Source organism: Streptomyces sp. NRRL S-37, assembly GCF_000721605.1.
Classification (GTDB): Bacteria; Actinomycetota; Actinomycetes; order Streptomycetales; family Streptomycetaceae; genus Streptomyces.
On sequence record NZ_JOIZ01000049.1, the window covers coordinates 1 to 11295 of the forward strand.

Annotated in this window: 2 protein-coding genes; both read left to right on the top strand. The window is 76.4% G+C overall.

Going from position 1 to position 11295, the window contains the following annotated elements:
* Positions 1-9352 (top strand): type I polyketide synthase (locus IH50_RS0136395; RefSeq protein WP_030872715.1); only part of this gene is annotated, 9352 nt, incomplete at its 5' end.
* A partial coding sequence (locus IH50_RS0136400; RefSeq protein ID WP_420709172.1) for a type I polyketide synthase occupies positions 9238-11295 on the top strand: 2058 nt, incomplete at its 3' end. The genes IH50_RS0136395 and IH50_RS0136400, both read left to right, overlap by 115 nt.

Genomic DNA, 11295 nt, shown 5'->3' on the forward strand with positions numbered 1-11295 from the left:
GCGGGAGGAGGGCGGCTGGGAGCGGTTCACGCTGTCGCTCGGTGAGGCGTGGGCGTACGGCGCCGACGTCGACTGGGACGCCTTCTACGACGGCACCCGACCCCACCGCGTCGACCTCCCCACCTACCCCTTCCAGCGCCAGCACTACTGGCCCCGCTTCGCCGACACCTCCGGCGACGTCACCTCCGCCGGACTGGAGTCCCCCGACCACCCCCTGCTCGGCGCCTCGGTCGAACTCGCCGGCGGCGACGGACTCGTCGCCACCGCCCGCTGGTCCCTGCGCAGCCAGCCCTGGCTCGCCGACCACGCCGTCTCCGGCACCGTCATCGTCCCCGGCACCGCCCTCGTCGAGTCCGTCATCCGCGCCGGTGACGTCCTCGGCGTCGGCAGCGTCGACGAACTGACCCTCCAGGCCCCCGTCGTCCTCCAGGAACGCGGCGAGGTCCAAGTCCAGATCGGCATCGGCGACGCTGACGACTCCGGCCGCCGCCCCGTCACCGTCCACACCCGGGCCACCGGACCCGACGGCGACACCGAAGACCTGTGGACCCTGCGCGCCCAGGGCACCCTCACCGAACCGGGCGCCCCCGCCGTGGCACGGCCCGAGGACTTCACCGCCTGGCCGCCGCCCGGCGCCACCGCCCTGGCCGCCGACGGCTTCTACGACCTGCTCGCCGGCCGCGGCTACGAGTACGGCCCCGTCTTCCAGGGCGTCCGCGCCACCTGGCGGCGCGGCGACGACGTCTTCGCCGAAGTCGTCCTGCCCGACCAGGTGCGCGGCGACGCCGCCCGGTTCGGCATCCACCCCGCCCTCCTCGACGCCGCCCTGCACGCCGCCGGACTCGCCCCCGGCGGCGACGACCGCACCGTCGTCCCCTTCGCCTGGTCCGGAGTCTCCCTGTACGCCACCGGCGCCACCGCGCTGCGCGTACGGATCTCCCCGGCCGGCGAGGACACCGTCACCGTCCACCTCACCGACCCGAGCGGCGCGCCCGTCGCCGTCATCGACGCGCTGGCCGTCCGCGAGGTGGCCGCCGAGACCCTCGACCCGTCCGCACGGGCCGCCCGCGACTGGCTGTTCCACCTCGACTGGACACCCCTCACGCCCGCCGCCCCCGCCGACACGACCGGCTGGGCCGTGCTCGGCACCCTGGATACCGCCGCCACCGCCCCCGACGGCACCGGCGGCCCGCTGCCCGTCCTCACCGACCTCACCGCGCTCGACGACACCACCGGCCGACCCCCCACCACCGTCCTCCTGTTCGCCGGACGGAACGCCCCGGCCGCACCCGGCGACGACACCCCGGCCGCCCCCGACACCCTCCTCGCGGAGGTCCTGACCACCGTCAACGACTGGCTCGCCGACGACCGCACCGCGCGGATCCCGCTCGTCGTGGTCACCCGCCACGCCGTCGCCACCGGACCCGGCGACCCCGTACACGACCTGCCCGGCGCCGCCGTCTGGGGCCTGGTGCGCTCCGCACAGTCCCAGCACCCCGGCCGCCTCGTCCTCGCCGACCTCGACGTCCACGACGACTCCTGGCAGGCCCTGCCCGCCGCGCTCACCACCGGCGAACCGCAGCTCGCCCTGCGCCAGGGCACCGCCCACGCACCCCGGCTGGCCCGCCCCCGCACCGCCGACACCCTGACCGCCCCCGACGCCACCGCCTGGCGCCTGGACATCCCGGTCAAGGGCTCCGTCGACCAGCTGGAACTGGTGCCCTGCCCCGAGATCACCGGCGAGCCCGCACCCGGACACGTCCTCATCGAGGTCCGCGCCGCCGGACTCAACTTCCGCGACGTCCTCAACACCCTCGGCATGTACCCCGGCCCCGCCGTCCTCCTCGGCGCCGAAGCCGCCGGCGTCGTCACCGCCACCGGCCCCGGCGTCACCGGCCTCACCCCCGGCGACCGCGTGATGGGCCTGGTCACCGGCGGCTTCGGCACCCACGCCGTCGCCGACGCCCGCATGGTCGCCCCCGTGCCCGACGGCTGGACCTTCACCCAGGCCGCGTCCGTCCCCGTCGCCTTCCTCACCGCCTACTACGGCCTGCGCGACCTCGCCGGCCTCACCGCCGGCGAGTCCGTCCTCGTCCACGCCGCCGCCGGCGGCGTCGGCATGGCCGCCGCCCAGCTCGCCCGCCACTGGGGCGCCGAGCTCTACGGCACCGCCGGCGACCACAAGCGCCGCCTGCTGCGCGCCGAGGGCTGGGCCGACGACCACCTCGCCTCCTCCCGCACCCTCGACTTCGAGGACCGGTTCCGGCGGACCAGCGGCGGACGCGGCGTGGACGTCGTACTGAACTCGCTGGCCGGCGACTTCGTCGACGCCTCCCTGCGCCTGCTCGCCCCCGGCGGACGCCTCATCGACATGGGCAAGACCGACGTCCGCGACCCCGGCCAGGTCACCCTCGACCACCCCGGAGTCGCCCTCTACCAGGCGTACGAACTGCGCGAGGCCGGCGAGGACCGCATCCGGGAGATGTTCGCCGACCTCACCCGGCTCTTCGCCGACGGCTCCCTCAGCCCGCTGCCCACCGTCACCTGGGACGTCCACCACGCCCGCGACGCCTTCCGCCACATGGCGCAGGCCAAGCACTACGGCAAGATCGTCCTCACCGTGCCGCGCGCCTGGAACCCCGACGGCACCGTCCTCATCACCGGCGGCACCGGCACCATCGGCGGCATCCTCGCCCGCCACCTCGTCACCCGGCACGGCATGCGTCACCTGCTGCTCACCGGCCGCCGCGGCCCCGACGCCCCCGGCGCCACCGAACTGCGCGACGAACTCACCGCCCTCGGCGCCGAGGTGACCATCGCCGCCTGCGACGCCGCCGACGCCGGACAGCTCGCCGCGACCCTCGCCGCCGTACCCGCCGCCCACCCGCTCACCGCCGTGGTGCACGCGGCCGGCGCCCTCGACGACGGCGCCCTCGAACACCTCACCCCCGACCGGCTCCGCACCGTCCTCGCCCCCAAGGCCGACGCCGCCCGCCACCTGCACCGCCTCACCCGCGACCTCGACCTCGCGGACCTGGTCCTCTTCTCCGCCGGCGCCGGCGTCTTCGGCAACGCCGGACAGGCCAACTACGCCGCCGCCAACACCTACCTCGACGCCCTCGCCCACCGCCGCCGCGCCGACGGCCTGCCCACCACCTCCCTGTCCTGGGGCCTGTGGGCCGACGCCAGCGCCATGACCGGCCACCTCGACGACACCGACCTCGCCCGCGTCCGCCGCTCCGGCGTCCTGCCGCTGTCCGCGGCCGACGGCATGGCCCTCTTCGACGCCGCGCTCGCCGAACAGCGCCCGCACCTGGTGCCCGTCCGCCTCGACACCGGCCGGCTGCGCACCGGCGACGGCGAGATCCCGCACCTGCTGCGCGCCCTGTACCGGGGCCCCGTCCGCCGCACCGCGCAGGCGGGCGCCGCGGGCGGCACCGACGGACTGCGGCCGCGCCTGGCCGGCCTGCCCGCCGACGACCGGCTCACCCTGCTGCGCGACCTCGTCGCCACCCACGCCGCCGCCGTCCTCGGCCACACCGACCCCGACCGGCTGCACGCCGGCCGCGCCTTCCGCGACCTCGGCTTCGACTCGCTGACCGCCGTCGAACTGCGCAACCGGCTCAACGCCGCCACCGGCCTCAGGCTGCCCGCCACCCTCGTCTTCGACCACCCGACCCCCGACGAACTCGCCGCCCACCTCGACGGCGAACTCTCCGGCGGCGAACCCTCCGGCGGCGAACCCTCCGGCGGCGTTCCCTCCGGCGGCGTTCCCGCCGTCCCGGCCCCCCTCCCGGCCGCCGCCGGGGGAGACGAACCGTTCGCGATCGTCGGCATGGCCTGCCGCCTCCCCGGCGGGGTGCGCTCCCCGGAGGACCTGTGGCGGCTCCTCGCCGACGGCACCGACGCCATCGCCGAGTTCCCCGGCGACCGCGGCTGGGACCTCGACGGCCTCTACGACGCCCTGCCCGGCGACCAGGTCACCTCCCGCACCCGCGAGGGCGGCTTCCTGCACGACGCCGCCGACTTCGACGCCGACTTCTTCGGCATCTCCCCGCGCGAGGCCCTCGCCATGGACCCGCAGCAGCGGCTCCTGCTGGAGACCGCCTGGGAGACGTTCGAATGCGCCGGCATCGACCCCCGGTCGGTGCGCGGCAGCCGCACCGGCGTCTTCGCCGGCCTCTCCTCCAGCGACTACCTCAAGCGCGTCACCCACGTCCCCGACGAGATCGCCGGCTACGTCAACAACGGCAACGCCAACAGCGTCGTCTCCGGCCGCGTCGCCTACACCCTCGGCCTGGAAGGACCGGCCGTCACCGTCGACACCGCCTGCTCCTCCTCCCTCGTCGCCCTGCACATGGCGCTCCAGGCGCTGCGCCGCGGCGAGTGCACCATGGCCCTGGCCGGCGGCGTCACCGTGATGTCCTCACCGGAGATCATCGTCGACTTCTCCCGCCAGCGCGGCCTGGCCGCCGACGGCCGCTGCAAGCCGTTCGCCGCCGCCGCCGACGGCACCGGCTTCTCCGAGGGCGTCGGCCTGATCCTCGTCGAGCGGCTCTCCGACGCCCGCCGCAACGGCCACCAGGTCCTCGCCGTCGTCCGCGGCTCGGCCGTCAACCAGGACGGCGCCTCCAACGGCCTCACCGCCCCCAACGGGCCCGCCCAGCAGCGCGTCATCCGCCAGGCCCTCGCCGACGCGGGCGTCAGCGCCACCGAGGTCGACGCCGTCGAGGCGCACGGCACCGGCACCCGCCTCGGCGACCCCATCGAGGCCCAGGCCCTCCTCGCCACCTACGGCCAGGACCGCGACCCCGAGCGCCCCCTGCTGCTCGGCTCCGTCAAGTCGAACATCGGCCACACCCAGGCCGCCGCCGGCGTCGCCGGCGTCATGAAGATGGTCCTCGCCCTGCGCCACGGCCTGCTCCCCAAGAGCCTGCACGTCGACGCGCCCACCCCGCACGTCGACTGGTCCTCCGGCGCCGTCAGCGTCCTCGCCGAGGCCACCGAGTGGCCCGAACCGGCCACCCCCCGCCCGCTGCGCGCCGCCGTGTCCTCCTTCGGCATCAGCGGCACCAACGCCCACGTCATCCTCGAACAGGCCCCGGCCGGACCGGAGCCGGCCGACGGGACGGACAGCGGCGCCGACGACGCGCCGCGGACCCTCGCCGAGCGCCCGCTGCCCTGGGTCCTGTCCGCCCGCGGCGACGCCGCCCTGCGCGGCCAGGCCCGCGCCCTCCTCGCCCACCTCGACGCGCACCCCGACACCGCACCGGCCGACATCGCCCTGTCCCTCGTGACCCGCCGGGCCACCCTGGAGAAGCGCGCCGTCGTCGTCGCCACCACCACGGACGACTTCCGCGCCGGCCTCACCGCCCTCGCCGACGGCACCCCCTCGCCCGCCGTGACCAGCGGCGGCCGGGGCGCCGGCCGCGACCGCAGGGCCGTCCTCGTCTTCCCCGGCCAGGGCTCCCAGTGGGCCGGCATGGGCGCCGCACTCCTCGACACCTCACCGGTGTTCGCCGCCCGGATCGACGCCTGCGCCGACGCCCTCGCCCCGTACGTCGACTGGTCCCTCACCGACGTCCTGCGCGCCGCCGACGGCGCGCCCTCCCTCGACCGGGTCGACGTCGCCCAGCCCGCCCTGTGGGCGGTGATGGTCGCGCTCGCCGAGGTGTGGCGCGCCCACGGCCTCAAGCCCGCCGCCGTCCTCGGCCACTCCCAGGGCGAGATCGCCGCCGCCGCCGTCAGCGGCGCCCTCTCCCTCGACGACGCCGCCCGGATCGTCGCCGTGCGCAGCCTCGCCATCGCCCGCGAACTCTCCGGCCACGGCGGCATGGCGGCCGTCACCGCCCCGCACGACGAGGTCGCCGCGCTCGTCGCCGACCTGCCCGGCGTGTCGGTCGCCGCCGTCAACGGCCCGTCCTCCGTGGTGGTCTCCGGCGACACCGACGGCCTCGACACCCTCCTCGCCGACTGCGCGGAGCGGGGCGTGCGCGCCCGCCGCATCCCCGTCGACTACGCCTCCCACTCCGCGCACGTCGACCGGCTCGCCGAGACCCTGCCCGCCGCCCTGGACGGCATCGAACCCCGCGACGGCGCCATCCCGTTCTTCTCCACCGTCACCGCCGACTGGCTGCCCGGCACCGCCCTGGACGCCCCCTACTGGCACCGCAACCTGCGCGGCACCGTCCGCCTGGAGGAGTCCCTGCGCGCCCTCCTCGACCAGGGCCACGACGTGTTCGTCGAGTGCAGCCCGCACCCGGTGCTCACCGTCGGCATCGAGGACACCGCCACCGCCGCCGGCGCCGACGCGGTCGCCCTCGGCTCCCTGCGCCGCGACGACGGCGGTACCGACCGCATGCTGACCGCGCTGGCCGCCGCTCACGTCGCCGGCGTCCCCGTCGACTGGCGGCCCGCCGTCGCCCACGGCCGCCCCGTGGACCTGCCCACCTACGCCTTCCAGCGCGAGCGGTACTGGCTGGAGGCCACCGGCGCCCAGGCCGACCCCACCGGACTCGACACCGTCGTACGGCTCGCCGACGGCGGCGCCGTCCTCGGCGGCGCACTGTCGCTGACCGCACAGCCCTGGCTGGACGCCCACCGCGTCCACGGCACCGCCGTCGTCCCCGCCACCGCCCTGCTCGACTGGGCGGTACGGGCCGGCGACGAGACCGGCAGCCCGACCGTCACCGCCCTCGACGAACACACCCCGGTCACCGTCCCCGAACGGGGCCGCGCCGACCTCCAGATCACCGTCTCCGCCCCCGAGGACACCGGCGACGGCCCGGGCCGGCGCACCCTCACCGTCCACTCCCGCATCCCCGACCCGGACGGCACCGACGTGCCGTGGACCCTGAACGCCACCGGCACCCTCACCGCCGGCGACCCGGCGCCCGCCCCGGCCGGCCCCGACACCTGGCCGCCCGCCGGCGCCCGCCCCACCGACCCCGACCGGGCCCACGACCGCCTCGACGGCAGCGGCCTGGACACCGGCGCCGCCTTCCGCACCCCGCGCGCACTGTGGCGGCACGGCACCGACCTCCTCGCCGACGTGGAACTCCCCGAGGACGCCCACGCCGACGCCGCCCGGTTCCGCCTCCACCCGGCGCTGCTCCAGACGGCCCTCGCCCTGGCCGCCACCCCCGAGCACGCCACCGCGCCCGCCCTGCCGCAGCGCTGGCAGGACGTCACCACGTACGCCACCGGCGCCACCCGGCTGCGCCTGCGGCTGACCGGCGACGGCGACACCTGGACGGTCCACGCCCACGACGGCACCGGAGCCCCCGTCCTCACCGCCGCCGCCACCACCCGCCCGGCCACCCCCGACCGGCTCCCGGCCGCCACCGCCCCCGACGCCCTGCACCGCGTCGAATGGACCCCGTGGACCGGCGACACCGACCCCGCGGACCTCACCGGCCCCTGGGCCGTCGTCGGAAACCCCGGACGCCTCACCGCCGCCCTCGAACGCGCCGGCGCCACCGTCCACGTCCACCCCACCCTCGACGACCTCACCGCCGCCCTCGACAGCGGCGACACCGCACCGCCGGCGCTGGTCGTCGTCCCCCGCACCCACGACGACGGCACCACCGGCACGGCCGGGAACACCGCGGCCGCCGCCCACACCTCCGCCCACCGGGCCCTGCGCCTGGCCACCACCTGGCTCAGCGACCCGCGCCACACGGCCACCCCGCTCCTCGTGGTGACCGAGGGAGCCCTCGCCACCGGACCCGACGACGGTGTCCCGGCCCTCGCCGACGCCACCGTCTGGGGCCTGCTGCGCTCCGCCCAGACCGAACACCCCGGCCGCTTCCTCCTCGCCGACCTCGACCCGTCCACCGGCAACGCGGCCGACGGCACGGACCACGCCGACCCGTCGGCCACCGCCCTGATCGCCGCCGTCGCCGCCGCCGGACGCACCGGCGAGCACCAGTTCGCCGTACGCGCCGGCACCGTCACCGTGCCCCGCCTGGTCCGCGCCGACCACGACGGCACCACACCGGCGGACAGCACCCCGTGGGGCGACGACACGACGTCCGGCACCGTCCTGATCACCGGCGGCACCGGCGTCCTCGGCGCCCTCGTCGCCCGCCACCTCGTCACCCGGCACGGCGTACGCCACCTGCTGCTCACCGGCCGCCGCGGCCCCGACGCCCCCGGCGCCGCCGAGCTGCGCGACGAACTCACCGCCCTCGGCGCCGAAGTCTCCGTCGTCGCCTGCGACGCCGCCGACCGCGACCGGCTCGCCGAGACCCTCGCCGCCGTACCCGCCGCACACCCCCTGACCGCCGTGGTCCACGCGGCCGGCGTCCTCGACGACGGCCTCCTCGACACCCTCACCCCCGAACGCCTCGACCACGTCCTGCGACCCAAGGCCGACGCCGCCTGGAACCTGCACGAACTCACCCGCGACACCAAACTCTCCGCGTTCGTGCTGTTCTCCTCCTACGCGGGCCTCGCGGGCGGTCCCGGCCAGGCCAACTACGCCGCCGCCAACGCCTTCCTCGACGCCCTCGCCCAGCACCGGCGCGCCCGCGGCCTCACCGCCGTCTCCCTCGCCTGGGGCTTCTGGGGCGACCGCAGCGACCTCACCGGCGCCCTCGACGAGACCGACCTCGCACGGCTGGACCGGGCCGGCATCCGCCCCCTCACCGCCGACCAGGGCCTCGGCCTGCTCGACGCGGCCACCGCCCTGGACACCGCCCACCTGGTGCCCGTACGACTCGACCCGCGCGCCCTGCGCGCCGACCAGGTGCCCCCGCTGCTGCGGGCCCTCGCCCGGCCCGCCGCCCGCCGCGCCGCCGACACCGCGACCACGGGCGGACCGCAGGACTTCCGCCGCAGGCTCGCCGCCCTCAGCGGCCCCCAGCAGCAGGCCCTGCTGCACCGCACCGTCCTCGGCCACGTCGCCGCCGTCCTCGGACACGCCTCCGCCGACGCCCTGGACTCCGGTCGCGGCTTCCTCGACCTCGGCATGTCCTCCCTGACCGCGGTCGAACTCCGCAACCGCCTCAACGCGGAGACGGGCCTGACCCTGCCCACCACCCTCATCTTCGACCACCCGGACCCGGCCGCCCTCGTCCGCCACCTGCGGGACGAACTCGGCACCGGCCCCGCCGGATCCGACGACGCGGACCAGCCCGTCTTCGCCGAACTGGCCGGCCTCGAGGCCGCCGTGAACGGCACCGAACTCGACGACCAGGACCGGGCCCGCCTCGCCAAACGGCTCCAGGCCCTCCAGTGGAAGCTCGACGCCGCCACGGAGACCACCGGCGAACGCGACGACACCGACCTCGACACCACCACGGACGACGAGATGTTCGACCTGATCGACAACGAACTCGGCCTCGCCTGACACCCCGGCCCGGCACCGCGTCCCTCCAGCCAGAACCAGAGGATCCCACCCCCATGGCAAGCTCCGAAGACAAGCTCCGCGACTACCTCAAGAAGGTCACCGCAGACCTGCGTCGCACCCGTCAGCGGCTGGAGTCCGTCGAGGCCGGCCAGAGCGAGCCGATCGCCGTCATCGGCATGGCCTGCCGCTTCCCCGGCGGGGTGCGCTCCCCGGAGGACCTGTGGCGGCTCGTCGCCGACGGCACCGACGCCGTCGGCCCGCTGCCCGAGGACCGCGGCTGGGACCTCGACTCCCTCTACGACCCCGACCCGGGCACCCCCGGCAAGAGCTACGTCCGCGAGGGCGGCTTCCTCGACGGCGCCGCCGACTTCGACGCCGACCTCTTCGGCATCGCCCCCCGCGAAGCCCTCGCCATGGACCCCCAGCAGCGGCTCCTGCTGGAGACCGCCTGGGAAGCGGTCGAACGCGCCCGCATCAGCCCCGCCTCCCTCCGCAACACCGACACCGGCGTCTTCGTCGGCGGCGCCGACACCAACTACGGCTCCCTCGCCCGCACCACCGAGGAGACCGAGGGCCACAACCTCACCGGCGGCGCCATGAGCGTCCTGTCCGGCCGCATCTCCTACACCCTCGGCCTGGAGGGCCCGGCCGTCACCGTCGACACCGCCTGCTCCTCCTCCCTCGTCGCCCTCCACCTCGCCACCCGCGCCCTGCGCGCCGGCGAATGCTCCCTCGCCCTGGCCGGCGGCGTCGCCATGATGCCGACCACCGAACTCTTCACCGAGTTCTCCCGCCAGCGCGGCCTCGCCCCCGACGGCCGCTGCAAGCCCTTCGCCGAAGCCGCCGACGGCACCGCCTGGGGCGAGGGCGTCGGCGTCCTCCTCGTCGAACGGCTCTCCGACGCCCGCCGCAACGGCCACCAGGTCCTCGCCGTCATCCGCGGCACCGCCGTCAACCAGGACGGCGCCAGCAGCCGCCTCACCGCCCCCAACGGCCCCTCCCAGCGCCGCGTCATCGAGGCCGCCCTCGCCGACGCCCGCCTCACCCCCGACCAGATCGACGCCGTCGAGACCCACGGCACCGGCACCACCCTCGGCGACCCCATCGAGGCCCAGGCCCTCCTCGCCACCTACGGCCAGAACCGGCCCGCCGACCGGCCACTGCTCCTCGGCGCCGTCAAGTCGAACATCGGCCACGCCCAGGCGGCGGCCGGCGTCGCGGGCGTCATCAAGATGGTCATGGCGATGCGCCACGGCGTACTGCCCGCCATCCTGCACGTCGACACGCCCACCACCCACGTCGACTGGAACGCCGGCGCCGTCGAACTCCTCACCGAGGCCACCGACTGGCCCACCGCCGAACACCCCCGCCGCGCCGGCGTCTCCGCCTTCGGCATCAGCGGCACCAACGCCCACGTCCTGCTGGAACAGGCCCCCCTCCTCGAGGAGACGGAGGCATCCGACGGCGCGGGCACGGAGACCCCGGCCGCCGACCCCGCCGTGACCCCCTGGCTGCTGTCCGCCCGCTCCGAGGCCGCACTGCGCGCCCAGGCCGCACGCCTCCTCGCGCACATCGACACCCCGGCCACCGCCCTCCGGCACGCCGACATCGCCCTCTCCCTGGCGACCAGCCGCGCCCCGCTCCCGCACCGCGCGGTGGTCCTCGCCACCGACCCCGACACCACCACCCAGGCCCTCACCGCCCTCGCCGACGCCACCCCCCACCCCGCCGTCGTCGAAGGCACCGCCCAGGGCGGCTCGACCGCCTTCCTGTTCTCGGGCCAGGGGTCGCAGCGGCTCGGCATGGGACGTGAACTGTACGGTCGTTTCCCGGTGTTCGCGGAGGCGTTCGACGCGGTGTGTGCGGGCCTGGACGAGCACCTGGAGCGGCCGCTGCGTGACGTGGTCTGGGGCCAGGACGCGGACAGGCTGAATCAGACCGCG